Raw genomic sequence first — 20,488 nt, forward strand, 5'->3', positions numbered from 1 at the left:
CGGAGCATGAGCTACGTGCACGACAACCCGGGCGGGACCGAGGCCCACGGCGTCGACCTGATCGACGGCGACGCCCCCGCCATCCGCATCCTGGTGCACGGCGACCTGCCGACCACGATCGAGCACGAGGGGCGGACCTGGCTCGCCACCGGCGACGCGCACGACGACGGTGACGACCAGGCGCCCCCGATCGCGATCTACCGCCCGGTCTGAGCCGCGCTCGGCGGTGGGCCGGGTGCCCGTCCGGGTCAGTGGCCCCGGACGTCGCCCGTCAGGATCGCGTGCTCGGCGCCGGCCGACAGCTCGTCGTGCAGCGCGTCCGCGAAGAACTCCCCCGCACCGAGGCTGACCAGGTGCGTGAGCGCACCGCCCACGTCGACCAGAGCGGGGTTCCACTCGTCGTGGAGGGACGCGCGGACGTGCCCGGACTCGTGCACGACGACGACCCCGATGTGGTCGTGGGCATCGCCGACCTCGAGCACGGCGTCGTACACGACGGGTTCGGTGTCCTCGCCGAGGGGTTCCAGGTGCACCTCGCCGATCCCGGGCCACTCGGTGCGGAACACGGGCAGGTCCGGTGCGTGCAGGTGCGGCGCGCGTTCGTCGGTGACGGACTCGATCTCCCCCGACGTCAGGTACTCGTCGACGACCTCGTGGATCCGGTCGTGCAGTCCGGGCTCGTACTGCCACCAGCGCTGGTGCACCGCCCGGAGCCAGTCCTGCGTCGCGGCGTCGGCCGAGGCCGAGGTCCCGACCAGCTGCGGTGCCGTGCCCGGCGAACCGACGACCTCGAGCTGCTCGTCGTGCGTCTCGACGGTGATGGACCCGGTGGCCTCGTCGGGGTGCACGCCGTGGACGTCCTCGGGGGCGGCGGCCCAGATGCTCGCCGGCAGCTTCGGCGGCAGGGCGAACGCCACCGCGATCGCCGGACGTGCCAACGCCTCGTCGAGCGCGTCGCCGAGGTGCACCTCGTCCGAGCGGGAGCCCATGACGATGCCGCCCGTCGGGGGCACGGCGGCCAACCGCTCGAGGTCCTCGTGGTCTGCGTTCATCGACGCGAGCACGGGGGTGTCCGCCCACTGGACGAACTCGCCGGCCGCACGGTCCTGGTCCTCGAACGGCACGTTCCACACCGAGGGGTCCGCGAGCACCCACGACGCCGAACGACCGGCGGGGCCACGGCGCACGGCGTCGAGCACGGCGGGGACGAGCCCGGGCAGCCCGCGGTACGCCGGACGGACGGTGAGCCGGTCCAGCGCGAGCAGGTCCGGCTTGCCGAGCATCTCGGCGGCGTGCGTCTGCAGCGACAGGAAGGTCTCGCCGGTGGCGTCCGGCACCACGATCGCCGCGGCAAAGTCCCCGTCGACGTCGGACACCTGGTAGCCGAGCACCAGTGCCTCGACCGACTCCGGTGACCGGCTCGTGTACGCGGCGACCTCGGCGACCGACACCGCTTCGGCCTCGTCGTCGGTGATGGGCACCCGGACGTCGATCACCCACCGGTCGACGTCCTGGCCGGGGTAGGCGTCGCCGTCCTCGTCCGAGATCGTGATGTGCACGAGCCGCAGGGAACCGTCCCACGCGTCGTGGACGTGCTGGGCGATGGCGGCTTCAGGGTCGTCGGTCACGGACGCCACCGTATCGGTGGCGGACCGGGCACGTGGTCAACCGTGCTGCGCGACCATCGCGTCGACGCTCCGCATCGCGGTCGCCAGGATGGTGAGCACCGGGTTCACCCCGCCGTTCGTCACGTGCACCGAGCCGTCGGTCACGCGCAGGTTGTCGTGTCCCCACACGCGGCCGAACGGGTCGACGACCGACGTCGCCGGATCCGTCCCCATCCGGAGCGTGCCGGCCTGGTGCTGGCCACCGCTCGTGCCCCGGACCGTACCGTGCAGCTCCGCCACGCGCGTGGCTCCGGCCGCGCGCAACCAGTCGCCGCTCCGGGCGCTGGTGTGGTCGCGAGCACGGACGTCCTCGGCGTGGACCCCACCGCTGAACGACGCCACCGGGATGCCGTACCGGTCCGTCACCGCCGGATCGACCCGGACGCGTGCGTCGGCCGTGGTGACCTCCTGGATCGGCCCCATGATCCGCATGCTGCGCCGCGCCAGGTCCCGCATCGTGTGCTTGCCGTCGAGCCCGGATCGCGGCGCGAGCCCCGTGCCGACGAGGTACTGGTACGTGTTCGACGGCGTCGCGATGAACTCGTTCGCCAGGATCCCGCCACCGATCTGCCCGGGCACGCCGTGCCGGTAGTCGGTGGTGGCGATCGACGGCCCCGGTCCGAGACCGTCGTCCACCACGTCGTCGAAGACCCCCATCGCGCCGCCGTAGACGTGGCCCTGCAGGTGCCGGCCGACCTGGTCCGCACCGTTGCCGATGCCGTCGGGCTCCTGGTCGCTCCGGCTGTTCAGCAGGAGCCGTGCCGACTCCACCGCTCCGGCCGCGACGACGACCTCGGCGGCGTCGACCTCGGCCCGCCAGTCGCGGCCGTCCGCGGTGCCGACGATCGTGACGCCGACCACGCGGCCGGCATGGTCCGTGCGCAGTCGGGCGACCCGCGACTCGAGCACGATCGACGCGTTCCCGGTGGCGAACGCGCGGGTCAGCATGGTGTTCTGGCTGCCGTTCTTGGCGTCGACCGGGCACGCGAAGCCGACGCACATGCCGCACTGTTCGCACGCGCGGCGACCCAGGTACGGCGTCGAGTTGATCAGGAGCGGGACGTGCACCGTCGAGATGCCCAGGGCGTCCGCGGCGGCGGCGAGCCTGTCCCGCGCTGCCCCGGACGGCAGCGGTGGCATCGGTCGCGCGCGCGAGCGCTCCCCGGACCACGGACCGTCGACGTCACCGCCGCTGACCCCGATCTCCCACTCGGCGCGCTCGTACCAGGGCTCGAGGTCGTCGTACCCGAACGGCCAGTCGGCCAGCGCACTGCCGTCCGGCACGCCGTACGTCGATGCCATCGCGAAGTCCCGCGGCCCGAACCGCCAGGCCTGGGCGCCGTAGACCCGTGTGCCGCCGCCGGCCGTGACGGCGTTGTTGTGCCACCCCGGCGACGAGGGCCGGAGCACCAGGAGCTCGCGACCGTCCGCCACCGTCCGCGGGTTGCCGACGTCGGACGGCCCCGACCGCGGTGCGACGCCCCAGCTCGACCGCGGGTTCCGGATGTGGTCACGGCTGAGTTCCGCGGTGCCGGGCCACCCACCGGCCTCGACCACGAGCACGCGCCGACCGGACTCGGCGAGCCCGCACGCCGCGACACCCCCGCCGGCGCCCGACCCGACGACGACCGCGTCGTACCGGTCGGCCAGCTGCGACGGGTGCACGACCGAGGGCGCTGCGGTCGCCACCGGTACCGGCACGCTCCATCCGTCCGGCGGACCGGGCTGCCACCCCACCATGTCCCAGGACCGCTCCCCCGCGTTCCCGCCGTTCCCCGCGTCGGCGTAGTACCCCGCGGCGACGAGCTCGGCGAACCAGGTCCAGTCGGGATCGTCCTCGTCCCGGGGCTCGTCGACGCCCTCGTGGTCGTCCGCGTGCGCGACGACGGCACGGAGACGGTCCAGCCAGTCCGGCCGGTCGACCAGGACCCCGGCCAGGAAGTCGAGTGCGCCGGCCTCGGACGCCGACGGGTACTCGTCCGCCGGCACCACCCGGTCGACCAGGGCACGGAGCCGTTCCTCGTGCGTGCGGAGGAACTCCTGCGCCGCGGTGGCCGCGTGGTCCGTCATCGGTCCTGCCTCTCGAGCAGCGCCGGTGCCGCCCACGAGCACCGTAACGGACACGGCGGGGTACGGGCCGGGCTCAGCCGCCGATGCCCTCGAGGTCAAGCAGGTCGTCGTCGCTCAGCACGACGGAGGCACCCTCGATGTTCTCGCGCAGGTGCGCCCGCGACGACGTGCCCGGGATCAGCAGGATGTTCGGCGACCGGCGCAGCAGCCATGCCAGGGCGACGGACATCGGCGTCGACCCGAGCCGTGTCGCCACGGTCGAGAGCACCTCGGACTGCAACGGGGCGAAGCCGCCGAGCGGGAAGAACGGCACGTAGGCGACTCCCTCGGCCGCGAGCCGGTCGATGAGTGGGTCGTCCTGCCGATTGGCCAGGTTGTACATGTTCTGGACCGACAGGATCGGTGCGATCCCCTGCGCTTCCGCCACCTGGTCCGTCGTCGCGTTGCTCACCCCGAGGTGCCGGATGACCCCCTGTCGCTGCAGGTCGACCAGCGTCTCGAAGGCCGGGGTGATCGGCCCCGCGACCGGACCGTTCGCATCGCCCAACCGCAGGTTGACCAGGTCCAGCACATCGACGCCGAGCGTCTCGAGGTTGTCGTCGACCTGCGCACGCAGTTGGTCGGGTTCCCGAGCAGTCGGCCAACCGCCTCGGGCGTCGCGCCGCGCGCCGACCTTCGTCGCGATGACGAGGTCGTCGGCGTACGGGTGCAGCGCCTCGTGCAGCAGCTCGTTGACCACACGCGGGCCGTACGTCTCGGCGGTGTCGATGTGCGAGATGCCGCCGGCGACGGCGTCCCGGAGCACGGCGACGGCCTCGTCGTGGTCCTTCGGCGGCCCGACGACCCACGGACCGGTGAGCTGCATCGCGCCGTAGCCGAAGCGTGCGACCGGCCGGTCGCCGAGGGTCCAGGTGCCGCCCGGCAGGCGAGGGGTGGTGGTGGTCATCGGATCTCCTTCGAGGACTTGTGGAGCGGTTGCTCGTGTTCCACTCTTGACGAACTGCTTCCCGTTCGGAAGGAGTTACCCAGAAGTGCGTTGCTACCCGAGGAGCCCTGTGCCGACCACGACCGCCGCCGAGCAACGAGCTGACGCCAAGGCGCAGTACAACGCCTACCTGGCAGCCTGCCCGAGCCAGCAGCTGCTCGCACGGGTCTCCGGCAAGTGGGTGACGCTCGTGCTGTCGGCACTCGGGAGCGGCCCGGACTGCGACGGCGACCCGAGGCCGATGCGGTACTCCGAACTCGGTCGCGTCCTGGCGGGCGTGAGTCCGAAGATGCTGTCGCAGACGCTGAAGTCGCTCGAACGCGACGGCCTCGTCGTCCGCACGGCGACGGCGACGGTACCCGTGACGGTGACGTACGAGCTCACGGATCTGGGGCTCTCGCTGCACGGCACCGTGCGGCAGCTCAAGCGCTGGTCGGAAGCCCACCGCGACGAGGTGGCCGCGCACCAGGAGCGCTACGACGTCACCGGCTAGCCTCCGGCGCGCTTGCACCGGACGTCCGGCGGGACGTATGGTCTTCGCAGAGGGCAAAACGCCTCGTCGCTCCGTCGGCCAGGCACCCACACGCGGTCTCGGACGAGTCGCCACTTCTTCATCGAAGGAGTGCACGTGTCCACCCGTTCCCCCGCCCGGCTCCGTGACGCCGGGATCGCCCTCGCCGGCCTGTCCGCCGTCTTCCTGTTCGAGATGCTCGACAATTCGGTGCTGAACGTCGCCCTGCCCACCATCGGCCGTGAGCTCCACGCGTCGACGCCCGGCCTGCAGTGGGTCACCGGCGCCTACTCGGTCGTGTTCGGCGCCCTCATGCTCCTGTTCGGTGCGGTCGCCGACCGGTTCGGCCGACGCCGGGTGATGCTCGTCGGCCTGGTGCTGCTCGCGCTCTCCGCGCTGGCGACCACGCTCGTCACCACGACCGGCGAACTCATCGCGGTCCGCGCGCTCATGGGGCTCGCAGCGGCCATGACGACGCCCGGGTCGATGGCCCTGGCCTTCCGGCTCTTCGACACCGACGCCCTGCGGGTCCGGGCGCTGACGGTCATCTCCACCGCGGGCCTGGTCGGGCTCGCGGTCGGTCCGACGGCGGGCGGCTTCGCCCTCGCGGTGGCGCCGTGGCAGGCCCTGCTCCTGGTGAACGTCCCGATCGCGGCGCTCGCGTTCATCGGCATCCGAGCCGGCGTGCCCGCTGACCGACCGGAGGACCTGCACCCCGACCGGATCGACGTGACCGGCGCGCTCTTCGGCACCACGGCCCTGGTCGGTGCACTCGGGACGCCCACCCTCTTCGCGGAGGCGGGCAGCGCCTCCTGGCCGGGGTGGACCGGCGTCGTCGTGACGGTCGCTGCGGTGGCGGCCTTCGTGCGGCGGGAGCGCACCGCGGCGCAGCCGCTGCTCGACCTGCGCCTGCTCGCCCGTCCGCTCGTCGCGAGTGGTCTGGCGTACAAGGCGGCCTCCGGACTGGCCGTCTCCGGCCTGTCGTACCTGGTGACGCTGCAGCTGCAGTTCGCCTGGGGGTGGTCGCCGGCGCTCGCCGCGATCGGCACGCTGCCGCAGGTGGTGGTGCTCCTGGCGTCCGGACGCTTCGTCGGCCCGTTCGTGCAGCGGGTGGGCCTCGGCCGCGCGGCCTGGCTGAGCGCCGGCGCCGTCGTCGCAGGACTCGCGCTCTTCACGGTCGGCGGGCGTGCCGGGTACGGCTGGGTCGCCGCGGCCCTCGTCCTCGTCGCCGCGGGGATGCGGGTCGTCGGGGTCGTCGCGGGCAACAACGTGCTCCAGGGCCTGCCGTCGAACCGGACGTCGGTCGGGGCGGCGCTCGTCGACACCTCGAGCGAGCTCGCGACCGCGGTGGGCATCGCGGCAACCGGGACGGTCCTGGCGCTGCTCGTGCCGGGCAGCATCGCGACGACGTCCTGGAGCGTCGATCGGCTGGCCGCGTTCGAGGACGGGATCACCGTCGCGGGCGTCGTCCTGACGGTCGTCGCCGCCGTGCTCGTCGCCGTCGGCATGGCCCGCGCGACGACCCGCGCGGGCACGCCGGTGGCCGAACCGGCTCAGACGGCGCTGTAGCCGCCGTCCGCCACGAGCACGGATCCGGTGATGAACGACGCCGCGTCGCTCGCCAGGAAGACGACGCTCGGCGCGATCTCCTCGGGCAGGGCGAAGCGCTGCTGCGGTGCGTCCTCGATCCAGTACCGCCGGAACTCCGGGGAGTCCACCGGGGCCATCTCGGTCTTCACGTACCCGGGGGCGACGGCGTTCACGCGGATCCCGTACTTCGCCCACTCGACCGCGAGCGACTTCGTCAGGTGGTGCACGGCGGCCTTCGACGCGTTGTACGCCGGCTGCCACTGCGGCCGGTTCACGATGAGGCCCGACATGCTGCCGATGTTCACGATCGAGCCCGAACCGGCATCGCGCATGTGCGCGCCGACCGCCGTCGACGTCTTCCACAGTGCGCGGACGTTGAGGTCGAACACGTCGTCCCACTCGCTGTCGGGGACGTCGAACGCGTCCCGGTGGTGGCACGTGCCGGCGTTGTTGACGAGCACGTCGAGGCGGCCGAGGGCGGTCATGGCCTCCTCGGTCATGCGCGCCACCTGCTCGCCGTCGGTGATGTCCGCCGTGATGGTGACGAAGTCGTGGCCGGCATCCGCGGCCTCGGCGGCGACCCGGGCGTTGCGCTCCGCGGAGCGCCCGACGATCGCGACGCGGGCGCCGGCCTCGGCGAGGCCGAAGGCGAAGGCCCGGCCGAGTCCCTGGTTGCCGCCGGTGACGAGGGCGGTCCTGCCGGTGAGGTCGAAGGGTGAGGTCATGGAGCGGGCGCCTTCCTGAGCGGGGTCGGCGCGGTGCACCGCGTCGACGAGGTACCGCCCTGCGTACACGACCCGGCCGGGAGGCGCGGCGTGCGTCCGTCGCGCGCCGCGCCTCCCGCGCTGGTCACGTCCACCGCCTCTGGTCGCTCAGTGCGTGTCGGTCACGCCGCCGCCGACGAACGTCGAGCCGACCGTGTCGTCGGTGAGGGTGCAGTTGTAGATCGCCCACGGGTCGGTGTGGCCGTCCGTGAACTGCTTGATCGGGTACACGAGCAGGTACTTGCCGTCGCTGGTGTACCCGGACGGCTCCGCGGTGAACTCCAGGACGACCCCGGCGTCGTCGGCGCCCTTGTTGCACTCGTCGTGGATGTGCTGGGCGAGCGCCGAGACCGTGGGTGTCGCGGACGCGGTCGGGGACGGGGCCGTCGCGATGGCGGTCGGGGACGGGGTGGTCGTCTCGGTCGGCGTCGGGCTCGTCGACGTGCTGGTCCCGACGGGGTCCGGCGTGGAGGCCGCCGGGCCGGCTTGCGATGCTGCGGCACAGCCGGTGAGGACGGCGACGAGCGCGGCGGCCGCCGCAGCGGCGACGAGGGGACGGACGTGGGTCTGCATGGTGCTGACTCCTTCGAGCGATCGGATCGGTGCTTCTCCTGAGAGATGTCCCGAACCCGCTCGATCCTGACAGCGTCCACCGATCCGGCTATCGGGACGGCTCTTCGCCACCGTCGTCGCCGGGATGAACGATGGGTTCGCGAGGTTCAGCTCACGCTGAACGCCCAACCCCGTCTGAGCGGGATCCTCCCCGTGTTCCTCGCGCTGGGAGCTATCGCGCTCGTCCTTGTCGGCGTCGGATCACTTGCAGCCGGGTTCGGAGCCGGGTGGGGCTTCTTCCTCCTGGCGCTCGATGCGCTACTCCTCGTCGGGTTCACTGCGTGGCTTGCACGGCGCCCTTTCCCAACGGACTGACGCGGACGGACTTTGTCCCTCTCCGCCGCCGCGCGGTAGTCGATTCATCATCGGTGTCCTCGAGGCCCGGGCAGGACCAGGAGGAGACTCATGTCCAGCTATGGGACGTGATAGTTCCGGGCACCCCTGTGCAGGCCCCGATGCCGCGAGCCTGGGGTTGCGCGGGACCGTCTCTACTCGTTGAGATCGGTCTGATGCGCGCACTGGGTCGTACGCTCGACGCGTGAGCGATCCGAGAGAACCTCTATTCCGTGAGGAGCAAGTCGATTCGAGTTGGGTCGCTGCCGCGCAGCAAGCCAGGGTGCTTGTAGACCGAGGGCCGATAGTCGTCGGTCCATCAGTGCAGGCCGTCCTGACCGGACTAGCCTCTATTTCCTTCGCGCTCGGTACAATCCTGGCGACACTCGAGCCATCGCCTTGGAAGGCAATAGTCAGCGGCGCGGGGGTCACCATCGCTCTGCTCGGGTGGTTGTGGGCCCGCCGGCACGACGGTTTGGAGCCCTTCCTCGGCAGCGGCGAGCGAACCCCCACCTCACTCCTCGAGCGTGATCAACGGCGTGCCGTCCGCTTGCAGATGCGCGGGAAGACAGCGCCCACTCCGTACTCGATGGAGCTCGTCGACCTCCTGACGCGTCGGCAGCAAGCATCAGCGAGGAACCTTTGGCCAACGCTCATCGGGTTCGGAGTCGCCCTCGTTGGCGCGAACCTCACCTCGGGGGTTCTCTTGCTCGGCTTCCTGGGCGTCAGCGTCTTCATCGCGGTCGTCAGCTGGATCGAACGACGTCGGTGGCAGCGAGTGCGTGAGGCAATCGCGCACGTCCCTGGCGTTCAACGCGAGGACGGCTGAGACTGTCTGACGCCGACCTCCGCGACACGAACGGGAGCCGGTACCTGGCACCGCTTTCGACGGCACGAGTGGTCACCTGCGGCGGCGGCGGGCGTTCGGAAGGGGATCGGCCACCGGACGGATGGCGCAGTCTGGCAAACCTTCGAGCACTCGCTTCGTCGGGTGTCCTGGAGCAACGTCGTATGGTCGGGTGATGCCTGGCTTCAAAGACGACGTGGTTGCAACTCGGGCCGCCGGGACGTTCGGTGATCACGCGGCTCCGGAGTCGGTGTGCCTGGTTGCGACCTGTCACGACCCGCTCGGAGAATTCGCTGCGGGTGTCGGGGCCGCCGGACCCGCCCTCGCGGAGGTGTTCGGTGCTGTGGCAGTGAACGCCACCGCTGAAACTCATCCGGCGACGATCGCGGCACTGCGTGCGCTGGCTGTGCCGTTGCTCCGCGACGAACACGCTGCGGGCACGATCGGGATCGGAACGGCGAGGAAGAACGCGCTGGACCTCGGGTTGCAAAGCGACTGCGGATGGCTGTTCCACTCGGACCTGGACCACATCCTGCGATGGGTGAGCGGTGCTCGAGGGGAAGCGGAGCGCACGCTCGCTCGACGCGACGTCGACTTCCTCGTCGTTGGACGCTCCGCTGTGGCGATGGAGGCTGCCTCGGATCGGCTTCGCCGAACTGAGGAGATCGTGAACCACGTGTACGGGCTTGCAAACGGCCTCGCGAATCGGTGGGACTTGATGATCGCCATGCGCTTGATGACCCGGGACACCGCACAGTTGATCGTCGATCAGAGTCGCGACACGTCGATCACGAACGATGTGACCTGGCCGATGCTGGTCCGTGCACGCGGGGCGAGCGTCGGCTACGTCGAAGGCGACGGAATCCGGTTCCTGGCTCGAGATGACTTCGGCGCCATCGACCGTCGCGACGAGGATCCTCGGGAATGGCGAGCTCGCATGGTCACCGCGACCGCCCACGTCGCAGCGATCGTCGACTTCGACCTCGGTTGAAGCATCGAGCGCACGGACTCCTCCCGCCTGTTCTCCCCGCCATATGGAGGTCAGCCAGCCGACAGATCAGACTTTGCGGATTCTTTCGGATCGACGATCGGCGATCGAGACGTCAACGGAACGCGTTGGCCCATGCTGATCCAGGGTGCGCCCGTGTGATCGCCTCGTGGAGCCACTGACGTGCCTCGTCGTCGAGCAACGGTGTCACTGCTGCTCGGTCCGATTCGTCTTTCGCGGACGGGTCGGCGGATTTCCAGAGCAGTTGCACCTCGGGCGCGACGACCCGTAATCCCTCGACGTCGAGGACGGCCGCGGACCACGGGCGCTGGACCGCCGGAACTCGGCGGTAGAGCCACCTGTCGCTGTCGCCGGCCTCTCGGTTGATCTGCAAGCACCAGAGTCCTGATCGTCCGTCGAGACACCAGATGTTGTCCAGCGGTTCCGTGTCGACGGCTTCGTCAATCGGCGCGAGCTGCCCTGACTGCGCGGCGAAGAGCTGCATCCAACCGGGCAGTGCCGCGGCGAGGGCGGGGAAGTCCTCATCGACGATGCTCACGTCGATGTCGCCATGCGCGCGTGAGGTGTACCCGAGGAGGGCATCGAGGCCGAACCCACCGGAGAGCCACGCTGGGCTACCAGCGATGACCTCTCGCACGCTCGCCACAGACAATGGTGCCCATCGGTCCACGGATGGGTCGTAGCGTCGGCGCATGCCGCCACCATAGGTGCCCGGGCGATCGCTCTGCGGGACGAAGCGATCCCGGTAGCATCCGAGCGTGTCGACGCCGCAACCATTCGCTGCTCTACCTCTGTCTCAGGACAACGTCTCGTACGAGTACGGACCTGACTCTGTGACACGCGTCGGCGTTGAGCCAGGCTCGACCGAACAGTTCGAGCTCGAAGAGAGCCAGCGTTTCCCGGGCACCACGCGAAGTGTGTGGGTGCACCGCCCAGCAGGGCATCGGGCCGACGAGCCGAGCGCGGTCATGTTCTTCAACGACGGCTGGTGGTACCTCGATCCCGACGGCGACGTCCGCGGTGGGATCGTCCTCGACAACCTCGCTGCCAACCGTGACTTGCCACAGATGATCGGCGTATTTGTGGACCCTGGCGTGCTCGATGTCAACGGAACGCCGACGAAGCACCGCAACGCCGAGTACGACGCGTTCAACGACACGTACGCCAGCTTCCTCCTCGACGAGGTGCTCCCCATCGTGCGAGAGCGCTACGCCGTCTCGGACGATCCGATGATGCGCGGCATCTGTGGTGGCAGTAGCGGCGGGAACGCTGCCGTCACCGCGGCGTGGAGCCGACCCGAGGGCCTAGGTCGAGCGATCGCCTTCAACCCGAGCTTCGCGCAGATGCCCGGCGGCAACCCGTACCCGGCCCTTTTTGCTACCGAACCCCGCAGGCAGACACGTCTGTTCCTCCACGCCGGTCACCGCGATCTGCACTGGAACGAGCCTGAGTGGAATTGGTTCGCCGAGAGCCTGGACACCGCGGCCTCACTCGCGCGCGAGGGCTACGACTTTCGCCTCGTTGTCGGCGACGGCGGCCATTCACCCAACCACGGCGGAGTACTTCTCCCCGACGCGCTCCGCTGGCTCTGGCAAACTCACCCCGCGTCCGTCCGATAGCCGATCAGCTATCGAGCCTGGGGACAGAGTGGCCGATACGCTTCGACCATGAGCTTCAGAACGCCTTGGTCTGTGCGACGGTGAGAATCGAGTCATTCGACGTTGAGCCGGTCGACCATCGCAGGTTGTTTAGTTGGTTGGTCGGTCTGGTGGCTGCTGCCACTGGTGTTCTTGCGATCATCGGGTGGCCACTGCCGGCGGCGCCGGGAAGATACGTGTCGTCCGATGCATGGGCACGCACGACCGCCTTGATCGAAGCGTGGTGGACACACGACGGTTGGCGAATGTCAGGGGCGTCATGGCTTTGGGGCGGGGTCGCGATAGGCGCGACAATTGGTGCGCTTGGGATTTGGGACGGGAAGGAACGGACTTGGCGCAAGACGTGGTTGCTGACCGTGCTACCGGGCGGAGTGATCGCAGCGCTGGGCCCGTTGGTCCAGGTGGTGCTGGGGATTCGGTGGTCGAATTACTCACAGAACCATGACGCCCGCTCCACGATTTTCGTCTACGTGATCGGACTGGTGGTGGCGGTGGGCCTTCCATTCCTCCAGGGGTGGGTGATGCGCGGCCGCGAGCAGACCGACGGCAGCGACGCGTTTCGACGTTGACTCACCCTAATCGCCGGTCCAAGACGAGTCGCCAACCCGAGTCGTGGTTGTCGGATGACCGCCGTGGTTCGACTCGTCGTCCTCCAACTTTCGCCGGTGTGAGTCCGGTAGCCGATCGCTCATCGGGACGCGGGTTGGGGTGTGCGCCGGCGGAGAGTGGCGACGACGAAGCGACAACCAGCGCGGCCGGCAGCCGATCGGTCATCGAACACCAGAGTCGACCAGCAGAATCGAGTCATGACGCCCCTCCTGCTGATCTCTCTTGGATCGGTTTCACCAAGGATCAGCGCGACCTTCTCGAGACGCTGCACTTCATCGGCAACAACGGGTGGGATCGCAACAGCCAGAGCGACGAGATGATGCCGCGGCTGTTGGAACGAGCGGCCGCCGCAGACCTGTCGCTCGCGCGCATCAAGGAGGCTATGGCCGCGGTCGAGCACTCTCGGAATGAGCCGCACCAGCTCGATGGGAGTCCAAGCGAACCACTGGCAAGTTTGGGCGCTGATCGTCCCGCAGGACACGGACAACGATCTCTCGTTCGGTGAACCACTGTCCTGTCGTCGACGAGGCGCTGCCTGGTCCTGGTTCTCGGCCTGGCTGATTGCGAGGATGAACTGTGATCGAACTGGTGAGACCGCGCGCGGAGTTGTTCGAGGCATGGAGCGAGGCGCACCGGGAATGGGGTCCGGGGCTACACGAAGACGGCTTCGGCATCGGCGCGGAGGATGACGTCGACACCCTTGAGGGCTTCCAAGCCTGGATCGCGTGGACCCAGCAGAGCTCAGGCGAACTGTGGTGGATCGTCGAAGACGGGAAAGTCCTCGGCGGAATCGCGCTCCGCTCCGCTGACGACGAGCGCGTGCACCGCTTCGGACACATCGGATACGGGATCCGCCCGTCCGCCCGAGGACGAGGCGTGGCGACCTGGGCCCTTGGCGAGGTCCTGCTTCACGCCGAGTCGTCGGGCATCAACCCGGTGCTGGCGTTCTGCCTCGACAATAACGCGGCATCGATCGCGACACTCGAGCACCACGGCGCGAAACTTAAAGCGGTCGAACAGCACGGAGACGTCCGGGTGCGGCGCTACGCAATCCGCTCCTGAGCGTGCCGTCCCGGTAGCCGATCGGCATGTGAGACGCCGGCAGTCGTCGGGCGGATTCCGCAGGCGGGTCCCCAGAGCACTCACCAGAGCGCGTCGATCCGTTCCCGGACCTGTCGTGCAACTCGGGCGCCTACGCCACGATCGAGTGTGCCGCAGATTCCGACAACCAAGCCGTTCGTCGATGTACCTAGCGCCTCGATCCGCCCAGCACGAGTTCGAACGCTCTCCACATCTGCTCGGGCTGCGCAATGACGGATTGCATTCCCACCGCGACGGCTCCGCTGTCGTCCACTGGCGTATCGCCAACCATGACGCAGTCCGGCGCTTCGACCCCCAACTCGCGCGCCGCCACCCGGAAGATCGCTGGGTCCGGCTTCACGCATCCAACCTCGTAGGACAGGACCACCGCGTCGAACAGCGACTCGAGCCCCCAGCGCTGCAGGATCGGGCGAACATCCAACGCCGTGTTCGACACGATGGCGAGCTTCTTTCCCTGATCGTGGATCGCTCGCACGAAGTCCTCAGCACCCCTGTTCATCTCCACCTGGTCCGGCATGACGTCGTACAGCGCCTCTGCAAGTGCTGGCGTTGCGACACCGTCGTGACTGATGGCAGCGATGAACGTGCTGCGGTGCTTCGCCGGGTGCAGGTCCCAGTTCTCGGCCGGGAAGAGCGACCGCGCCACCAACCACACCTGCGACAGTCTTGCCGTGAGCGCCTCGCGAGCGACCTCATCGCCGCTGCCGATTTGTCTCAGCGCGGCATCGATCCAGAGACCCTTCGAGGAACGGATCGCCAAGGTATTGAAAAAGTCCAGCAGGACGGCCCGAGCCATCAGAGGACTTCAGTAATCCGGCGCGCGCCCGGGGCGCGGCCCGTCGGACGGAGCTGGACATCAATGATCATCACGTGACGCTACTGCCGGGACGATCGGGGAACGCAAGTTCTCGTCCTTCGAGGCAAGTTTGCCTCAACAGCCGATCCCCTACCGGCGGGCCTCGACGACCAGCTGCACCGCCTGTCTTGCCGCTTCCGGTACCAACGGGATCTGAGCGAGGAAAGCCACTTCCACCCACCTCGGCTCGTACTGGTTCAGTTCTGATGCTCGTTCGATTTCTGGGCCACCGAGCACCAACGGACCAGGACGCACCTGGGCAGCGAAGTAGGCCACTGGAACGGCGCTGTCCACTGGCACGTCGAGCAGATCGCCGATGATCGCCTCAAGGCCAGTCTCCTCAAGCAATTCGCGCCGACAAGCCTCACGGAGGCTCTCACCTTCCTCCACCCCACCACCAGGAAGCACCCAATAGTTCCGACCGTCCTTCAAACGATCGATGACGAGCAGGCTCTCGCCTCGGATGACGACGGCCGCTGATCTGACGCGCATCCGGCCAGCACACCACGAAACGCCTGGCCGTGTCCCACAGCCCGGCGTCAAGGTGTCCCGACTGACGATCGGCTGTTGGGCGGTCGGCGACGGCGCTTCCGCTCGTATCCGCTTAAATCACCCCGTAGCGTCGTCCTATGGATCAAGACGTGCTGGTGGTCGAAGCGGCCAGCGCCGCGGACATTCCTGCAGCTCAAGCGCTCATCGACGGTGCGAGGCAGTGGCTGCGCTCGCGTGGGATAGACCAGTGGCAAGACCCCGTGCCGGATGGTGTTCTACTCCGCGACGCCGAGCAGGGGAATCTCTTCGTCGTGCGTCAGCACCAGGTGATCGTGGCCATGGTCACCGTGTCCGACTCGGACTCCGAGACGTGGGGCATGGAGAGCAGCTCCGCTGTGTACGTGCACCGACTGGCCGTTGCGCAGACTCATCGTGGCAGCCGGCTCGGACAACGACTGCTGGTGTGGGCAGAACACAGAGCTACCGAGCGCGGGGCGGCCCTCGTGCGGCTCGACTGTGCGACGGAAAACCCGGGCTTGCGGCGCTTCTACGAACAGCAAGGGTTCCGGCACGTTCGCGACGTGACGGTGACAGCCCTCGAGGGCGGGCGGCAACTCGCGTCCAGCCTCTACGAACACGAGCTGGTCCGGTAGCCGGTCGGCTACCGAGACAGGGACGGGGGCGGCCTCTCTTGCTCGCAGCGTTGCGGTCTGCCAGCGTTGGCGCATGGGCGACGACGTGACCACGCTGCGTCGAGTGCCCGGGTTCCGCCCGTACTGGTCTGCCGCGACCGTCTCGTCGTTCGGATCAGCAGTGACCGCGGTAGCCGTGCCGGTTCTCGTGGTGACGGTGCTGCACGCTAGCCCGTTCGAAGTAGGACTGGTCAACGCTGCCCAGTTTCTGCCGTACGCATTGTTCGGTCTGATCGTCGGCGCGTACGTCGATCGGTTCCGGCGCAAGCCACTCCTGATCTGGGCGAGTGTCGGTCGTGGCGTGTGCCTGAGCGCGATTCCGGTGCTTTGGTTGACCGGGCTCTTGAACCTCTGGGTGACGGCGGCGGCGTTGTTCGTGTTCGGAATCTTGTCCGTCGTGGGATTCGCCGCCGCGCAGTCCCTCCTCCCTCGGATCGTTCCTCGTCCTCTCCTGCTGGCAGCGAATGCGCGGGTGGATCAGAGTGACGCGGCAGCGCAGACGGTGGGCCCGGCTCTCGGAGGTGTCCTGGTCAGCATCGTGACCGCCCCGGTGGCCATAGCGCTCGATGCGGTGAGCTACTTCGTCGACGCTGTCCTCATCGCCCGGGTCCGCGTTGTCGAGCAAACGGCAGCACGCGTGGCGGGTGCGCGGCTGCGGAGCGACATCGCTGATGGTCTGCGGTGGACGTACGGCCATGCGACGCTCGCACCGCTGGCGCTGTCGACACATCTCTGGTTCCTCGCCAACGCCGCCGGATTGACAGTGTTCGCGACACACACGCTCCGCACCCTCGCGCTCCCAGCGGCCGTATACGGGGCCATCCTCGCCGTCAGCGGCGTCACAATGCTCCTCGGCGCCACTGCGGCGCCGCGTCTCGGCAACCGCTTCGGCGCCGGCCGGACGATCATCGCCGCTCGAGCCGCGTACCCGATCGCGTGGGCAGCGATCGCGCTCACGACCGTTGGCCTCGGCGTCGCAGCACCACCAGCGACCGTCGTGGTCTTGTTCGTCGCCTTCGCCGTACACGGCGCTGCCGCGGGCTGCGAGAACGCGAACGAAATGAGCCTCCGCCAGACCGTCACACCCGACGCGCTTCTCGGCCGGATGAACGGCACGATGCGCAGCGCGAACAGAACCCTTGCGGCTGCGGGAGCAGTGGGTGGCGGCGCACTCATGACCGTCGCTGGGGATGGCTTCGCGCTGCTAGCGGTGACCCTCGTGTTCGCTGGCGCCGTCGTCGTCGCGATGTGCTCGCCCCTCAGAACCAACGCCGTTCGATAGAGGATCGGCTTACGGACACCATGTCGAACTGCCCCGCACGGCGTTGGTCGCTAGGTTGATTGCAGTCCGGTCCTGCCGACGTGGTGAGCGGGAGGAGTGACGATGGGTGCGGGAGTGCTCCCATGAGTGCCGTGTGTTGGCGTCCCGCTGATCGTCGCAGTCATCGTGTCCGCGGTCGTCTCGCAAGCCAGCGACCGATGGTGATTGCTTGTTGATCGTTGTGGGGTATGCGGAAGCCAATCGGGACGTCGTAGCCGCGGAATTCGTCGCACACAGGAAGGGCGACTCCGGATCGCGGGCTGCGCCTGACAGATCCAGGTTACCCAGCCTCACTGACAACCCATTGAAAAATAAAGGCGACCCCAATTATCACCTGGCCTATGCCGACAGTGCGAACAAGGGTTCGGCTATGGAGCCACTTCACGCTTTCTTTCGGCAGTAAAGAAGGCTGTTTTAGAACAGCCTTGCGCGCTGCGTCTGGAAAAATGTTAACAATCGATCCGACCACAACGGCGACAATCCCGATTACTCCGAAGAAAACATGTGGATTCATGATGGCACCTACAACTTTACCAAGTGTAAGACACGTTGGTACCGCATGACGCTCCTGCCCGGAGCCCGCCTCCGAGGCCCATGGTCTGCGTTCCCAGAAGCGATCCTGAGCACGGTCGCCGTGTTGTTCTATACCGGACTGCCGGCACTCGTTCTCGGCTTCAGCGTCGGGCTCATGGCCACTTTGTTCGTGTTCTTCGTGTTCGCGGTCCTCCAGCATGCTGGCGCCAATGACTCCAAGCCTGTGGGCGGCGGCCATCCTCGCCGAGATCGGAACGATCTGGCCGAGCGCGTTCTTCGTATCAATGTTGAGATTTCCCCCGTGGACCACCGCGATTGTCGTTGCGAGCAGCGCCGTGGGCTCGGCAGTCCTGGGACAGCGCCTACTCAGACGACTCGTTACCGCGTCGTAAAGCAGGAGGGTCGGCCACCGGGACACGGGGCGGTGCGGAAACGACGACACCGAACGACCCCGCTCACAGGCGGCGTGTTGCGCGAGTCTGACGGTGTCCGGAGGACGATCCGTCATCGAACCTCCCGTGCCTCACATCCGGTACAAAGTGGGATCATGAGCGACGAAGAACGCCGGGCTGACCGGCTGGCGGCAATCATCGGTTGCGTAGCCGCTTTCGTCGCCATCATCGTTGTGATCGTGTGGGCTCTCGCGACCCAGTCCTCCGCCATCGCGACCTGACCAGTGGACCGTGGTCGACGACGGGCTGACGGTGAAGCTGTCGCGTTTCGCGACCCTCCACCGGGCGAAGCCACGCGGGCTGGGCGGCGTTCGTTGAGCCACCGGTCATCGGGACGGTCGGTTGCCGACCCTGGGAGCTATGTTGAGGGCCATGAGCAACCCGAATGCTTCTCAACATTCCAAGACGACGCTGGTCGTAGCCGGATTCATCCTGTTTGTGGCAGGAGTCGCCATGGCTGTCGTTGGATTCACCGACACGGGCCCATTCCTCGGTGCGGTGGGGTCCATCATCGCCGTGTGCGGGGTCGTCGCAGTGATCGTGGCGGTCAGTAGGACGCCGGTCCGCTGAAGGATCGATTAGCGGGCACCGAGCGATGACCTGCCGGTGCTGTCAGCGGCCTGACCGACCAGCTCGTTCAGAAGAGATCAACACCACGAACGCCATAACGACGCACGCTGCTCCGATGATTTTTGTCGGTACACCTGGTGGCAACACGAAGAGCCCAACTCCGCAAGCCGCGAGCACGATCAGGAGCGTGAGAGTCCAAGGGCGGATGCGCATGCGTCTGCTTACCATCAACAGCGCCTCGCCGGCTCGATAGCCGATCTGCTAAGGGGCGCTCGAGTGGTCTGCGGGACGCCGAGGGAGCACGGCGGTGAGCACACCGCCGACAAGGAGGACGAGACCGAGGCCGGCGATGAAGAATTCGCCGATGACGTCCGGGGCATCAAAAACAGCATGCTCGTCGAACCAGGTCCCGAGGATCGCGCCGTCGACGTAGTCGACGGCCAGGATGACCAGGCCCAGGAAAGCCGAAATCCAAGCCCACAACCGCTGCATGCATCCGAGCATGGCCGATGGATCCGCCGCGCTGCTGAGAGCGTCGACGCATAGCCAAGGCAAGCGATGGAAGCAGCTCCGGCCCGCCCTGCTGGCGGATCCTTCGCCGGGCGTTCGCGGCGTTGACCGGCTCTACTTACACGCTGGCAGTGCTAGGAGTTCCGCGCAGCTATGTACGGTCCAACCGCTCTGACCGTAGGAGTCGTATGCAGATGTGGAAGCGACCTTGACTGCGGTGCCATTCACTTGCGCGAAGAACGGGACGGGATCGCCTTCGGTTGTTCGCTGGATCCAGGCAAGGGTGGCAGTTCGTCCGTGACGTGCAACCTGATCGAGGCACCGCAGTGCCTCTCCTGGCAGTTCACCGTTCCCGTGAACTTCCACCTGCCCGCAGTCCTTCCCCGTCGGTACGTGTACCCAGCTCGGTGCTCCGTCGAGTTTCCGAGCGGCGTCGACGGGATCAGCGGGGGTGCCACTGCAGGCTGCGAGGAGCGCCACAACGACGAGCGCGAGCCCTGCCCCGATGATCTGACGCTTGTCCACGAGATGAGCATGGCCGATATGGAAGCGCTCAACGGTCACGATCCAGCAACGTGTCGATAGCCGCTCGGTCAGCGGGACGGTGACGCGACGCCGCCGCGGATGGGTCAGTAGCCGCGGCGGTAGAGCGTTTGAAACACGAACACCCAGACGACGAGGGCGGCCAACCCGACCCCACCGATCCACTTCGCGGTCGTGCCACCGGTGAACAGCAGCCAGAAGCACAGCGCGGTCAAGAACCCGGTGCCGACTGCAATGGGGATTCGATAGCGCGTTGTCCATGTCTTTGGGATGGGGCCGTCAGGTTCGTCAACATCGCTCACGACGCGAGCGTAGTTCCGGCGACGACAGGCAAAGTGGCCTCGGCGAACTTGTGCGGCTTCACGCCTCGACGAGTTCCGTTGGCCGATCAGCTACCGGACGCCGCGAGTGGAGGGTTGAATGCAAGCATGTTGTCCCGCCTGCCGCCTCGTGTGCTCGGCCTTGCAATCGGCGCGGGGGCTCTGGCCGCAGGACTCGTCATTGCGCTCATCGGCGCCGGCGTCGGGTACGTCGGGCTCATGGCCGGAGGGCTGGTCATCAGTGCGATGGGATTCCTGGCCGCGATCGTTGGTGCGATTGGCTTCGCACTGCACGGGTCCGCCCGATCCGACGGTGAGTGAACGGAACAATCCTGAGCCGATGGGAGTGTCCGATCGGCGATCGGCTACCGGCCGCGCTGGTTGTCGCTTCCTCGTCGCCACTCTCCGCCGGCGCACACCCCAATCCGCGTCCCGATGAGCG

At 68.0% G+C, this 20,488-nt stretch carries 24 protein-coding genes; 13 read left to right on the forward strand and 11 right to left on the reverse strand.

Annotation, left to right across the window (positions count from 1 at the left end; genetic code table 11):
• Positions 1–6 precede the first annotated feature (6 nt).
• The gene (locus EDF28_RS09395) at positions 7–213 is read left to right on the forward strand and encodes a hypothetical protein (protein ID WP_123938055.1); all 207 of its coding nucleotides are present in this window, start codon (positions 7–9) and stop codon (positions 211–213) included.
• Between the two features lie 35 nt (positions 214–248).
• Here the strand turns inward: EDF28_RS09395 and EDF28_RS09400 are convergent, their stop codons facing one another.
• The 3 genes from EDF28_RS09400 to EDF28_RS09410 all read right to left on the reverse strand — a co-directional run bounded on the left by EDF28_RS09400 (position 249) and on the right by EDF28_RS09410 (position 4,683).
• A complete protein-coding gene (locus EDF28_RS09400; RefSeq protein WP_123938056.1) occupies positions 249–1,628 on the reverse strand; it encodes a hypothetical protein in 1,380 nt (459 codons plus the stop codon).
• Between the two features lie 36 nt (positions 1,629–1,664).
• Positions 1,665–3,737 carry a GMC oxidoreductase gene (locus tag EDF28_RS09405; protein ID WP_123938057.1) on the reverse strand — a complete coding sequence of 691 codons (2,073 nt, stop codon included), beginning with the start codon at positions 3,735–3,737 and terminating at the stop codon, positions 1,665–1,667.
• 73 nt (positions 3,738–3,810) lie between these two features.
• On the reverse strand, positions 3,811–4,683 hold the full coding sequence (locus tag EDF28_RS09410; RefSeq protein WP_123938058.1) for an oxidoreductase: 873 nt from the start codon (positions 4,681–4,683) through the stop codon (positions 3,811–3,813).
• Between the two features lie 109 nt (positions 4,684–4,792).
• Here EDF28_RS09410 and EDF28_RS09415 point away from each other — a divergent pair, with 109 nt between their 5' ends.
• Entirely contained in the window at positions 4,793–5,215 is a 423-nt protein-coding gene (locus tag EDF28_RS09415; protein ID WP_123938059.1) for a helix-turn-helix domain-containing protein, read from the forward strand.
• A 135-nt stretch (positions 5,216–5,350) separates the two neighbouring features.
• Positions 5,351–6,802, forward strand: a complete 1,452-nt coding sequence (locus tag EDF28_RS09420; RefSeq protein ID WP_260154795.1) for an MFS transporter — start codon at positions 5,351–5,353, stop codon at positions 6,800–6,802.
• Here the strand turns inward: EDF28_RS09420 and EDF28_RS09425 are convergent.
• Both EDF28_RS09425 and EDF28_RS09430 read right to left on the reverse strand, forming a co-directional pair.
• Positions 6,787–7,548, reverse strand: a complete 762-nt coding sequence (locus EDF28_RS09425) for an SDR family NAD(P)-dependent oxidoreductase (RefSeq protein ID WP_123938060.1) — start codon at positions 7,546–7,548, stop codon at positions 6,787–6,789. The two genes, EDF28_RS09420 and EDF28_RS09425, sit on opposite strands and share 16 nt — an antisense overlap.
• A gap of 147 nt (positions 7,549–7,695) precedes the next feature.
• The gene (locus EDF28_RS09430; RefSeq protein ID WP_123938061.1) at positions 7,696–8,160 is read right to left on the reverse strand and encodes a hypothetical protein; all 465 of its coding nucleotides are present in this window, start codon (positions 8,158–8,160) and stop codon (positions 7,696–7,698) included.
• A 577-nt stretch (positions 8,161–8,737) separates the two neighbouring features.
• Here EDF28_RS09430 and EDF28_RS09435 point away from each other — a divergent pair.
• Together EDF28_RS09435 and EDF28_RS09440 are read left to right on the forward strand one after the other, a co-directional pair.
• A complete protein-coding gene (locus EDF28_RS09435) occupies positions 8,738–9,361 on the forward strand; it encodes a hypothetical protein (RefSeq protein WP_123938062.1) in 624 nt (207 codons plus the stop codon).
• A gap of 193 nt (positions 9,362–9,554) precedes the next feature.
• Positions 9,555–10,370: a hypothetical protein gene (locus EDF28_RS09440; RefSeq protein WP_123938063.1), complete on the forward strand. Its 816-nt coding sequence runs from the start codon at positions 9,555–9,557 to the stop codon at positions 10,368–10,370.
• A 112-nt stretch (positions 10,371–10,482) separates the two neighbouring features.
• On the opposite strand, the gene EDF28_RS09445 is transcribed toward EDF28_RS09440, so the two are convergent.
• Entirely contained in the window at positions 10,483–11,082 is a 600-nt protein-coding gene (locus EDF28_RS09445; RefSeq protein ID WP_123938064.1) for a nucleotidyltransferase domain-containing protein, read from the reverse strand.
• A gap of 64 nt (positions 11,083–11,146) precedes the next feature.
• Between EDF28_RS09445 and EDF28_RS09450 the strand changes: the two genes are divergently transcribed.
• The 3 genes from EDF28_RS09450 (at position 11,147) to EDF28_RS09460 (ending at position 13,717) form a co-directional block, all read left to right on the forward strand.
• Positions 11,147–12,007, forward strand: a complete 861-nt coding sequence (locus EDF28_RS09450) for an esterase family protein (protein WP_123938065.1) — start codon at positions 11,147–11,149, stop codon at positions 12,005–12,007.
• A gap of 149 nt (positions 12,008–12,156) precedes the next feature.
• A complete protein-coding gene (locus tag EDF28_RS19235) occupies positions 12,157–12,615 on the forward strand; it encodes a hypothetical protein (RefSeq protein WP_123938066.1) in 459 nt (152 codons plus the stop codon).
• A gap of 616 nt (positions 12,616–13,231) precedes the next feature.
• Positions 13,232–13,717 carry a GNAT family N-acetyltransferase gene (locus tag EDF28_RS09460; protein ID WP_123938067.1) on the forward strand — a complete coding sequence of 162 codons (486 nt, stop codon included), beginning with the start codon at positions 13,232–13,234 and terminating at the stop codon, positions 13,715–13,717.
• A gap of 187 nt (positions 13,718–13,904) precedes the next feature.
• On the opposite strand, the gene EDF28_RS09465 is transcribed toward EDF28_RS09460, so the two are convergent.
• Positions 13,905–14,552: an HAD family hydrolase gene (locus tag EDF28_RS09465; protein ID WP_123938068.1), complete on the reverse strand. Its 648-nt coding sequence runs from the start codon at positions 14,550–14,552 to the stop codon at positions 13,905–13,907.
• Between the two features lie 150 nt (positions 14,553–14,702).
• On the reverse strand, positions 14,703–15,104 hold the full coding sequence (locus EDF28_RS09470; protein WP_123938069.1) for an NUDIX domain-containing protein: 402 nt from the start codon (positions 15,102–15,104) through the stop codon (positions 14,703–14,705).
• Positions 15,105–15,241: 137 nt separating this feature from the next.
• Between EDF28_RS09470 and EDF28_RS09475 the strand changes: the two genes are divergently transcribed.
• Complete coding sequence (locus EDF28_RS09475) at positions 15,242–15,757, forward strand: GNAT family N-acetyltransferase (RefSeq protein WP_260154797.1); 516 nt, start codon at positions 15,242–15,244, stop codon at positions 15,755–15,757.
• 73 nt (positions 15,758–15,830) lie between these two features.
• A complete protein-coding gene (locus tag EDF28_RS09480; RefSeq protein WP_123938070.1) occupies positions 15,831–17,078 on the forward strand; it encodes an MFS transporter in 1,248 nt (415 codons plus the stop codon).
• Between the two features lie 319 nt (positions 17,079–17,397).
• On the opposite strand, the gene EDF28_RS09485 is transcribed toward EDF28_RS09480, so the two are convergent.
• A complete protein-coding gene (locus tag EDF28_RS09485; protein ID WP_123938071.1) occupies positions 17,398–17,961 on the reverse strand; it encodes a hypothetical protein in 564 nt (187 codons plus the stop codon).
• Positions 17,962–18,198: 237 nt separating this feature from the next.
• Between EDF28_RS09485 and EDF28_RS19560 the strand changes: the two genes are divergently transcribed.
• Complete coding sequence (locus EDF28_RS19560) at positions 18,199–18,324, forward strand: hypothetical protein (protein WP_260154802.1); 126 nt, start codon at positions 18,199–18,201, stop codon at positions 18,322–18,324.
• Between the two features lie 151 nt (positions 18,325–18,475).
• Positions 18,476–18,673, forward strand: a complete 198-nt coding sequence (locus EDF28_RS09490) for a hypothetical protein (protein ID WP_123938072.1) — start codon at positions 18,476–18,478, stop codon at positions 18,671–18,673.
• Positions 18,674–18,934: 261 nt separating this feature from the next.
• Here the strand turns inward: EDF28_RS09490 and EDF28_RS09495 are convergent, their stop codons facing one another.
• Together EDF28_RS09495 and EDF28_RS09500 are read right to left on the reverse strand one after the other, a co-directional pair.
• A complete protein-coding gene (locus EDF28_RS09495; protein ID WP_123938073.1) occupies positions 18,935–19,165 on the reverse strand; it encodes a hypothetical protein in 231 nt (76 codons plus the stop codon).
• A 647-nt stretch (positions 19,166–19,812) separates the two neighbouring features.
• Entirely contained in the window at positions 19,813–20,028 is a 216-nt protein-coding gene (locus EDF28_RS09500) for a hypothetical protein (protein WP_123938074.1), read from the reverse strand.
• A 126-nt stretch (positions 20,029–20,154) separates the two neighbouring features.
• On the opposite strand from EDF28_RS09500, the gene EDF28_RS09505 reads away from it, so the two are divergent.
• The gene (locus EDF28_RS09505) at positions 20,155–20,367 is read left to right on the forward strand and encodes a hypothetical protein (RefSeq protein WP_123938075.1); all 213 of its coding nucleotides are present in this window, start codon (positions 20,155–20,157) and stop codon (positions 20,365–20,367) included.
• Positions 20,368–20,488: the final 121 nt, after the last annotated feature.

Origin of the sequence: Curtobacterium sp. PhB137 (assembly GCF_003814955.1) — a bacterium.
In the GTDB taxonomy this organism is placed as follows: domain Bacteria; phylum Actinomycetota; class Actinomycetes; order Actinomycetales; family Microbacteriaceae; genus Curtobacterium.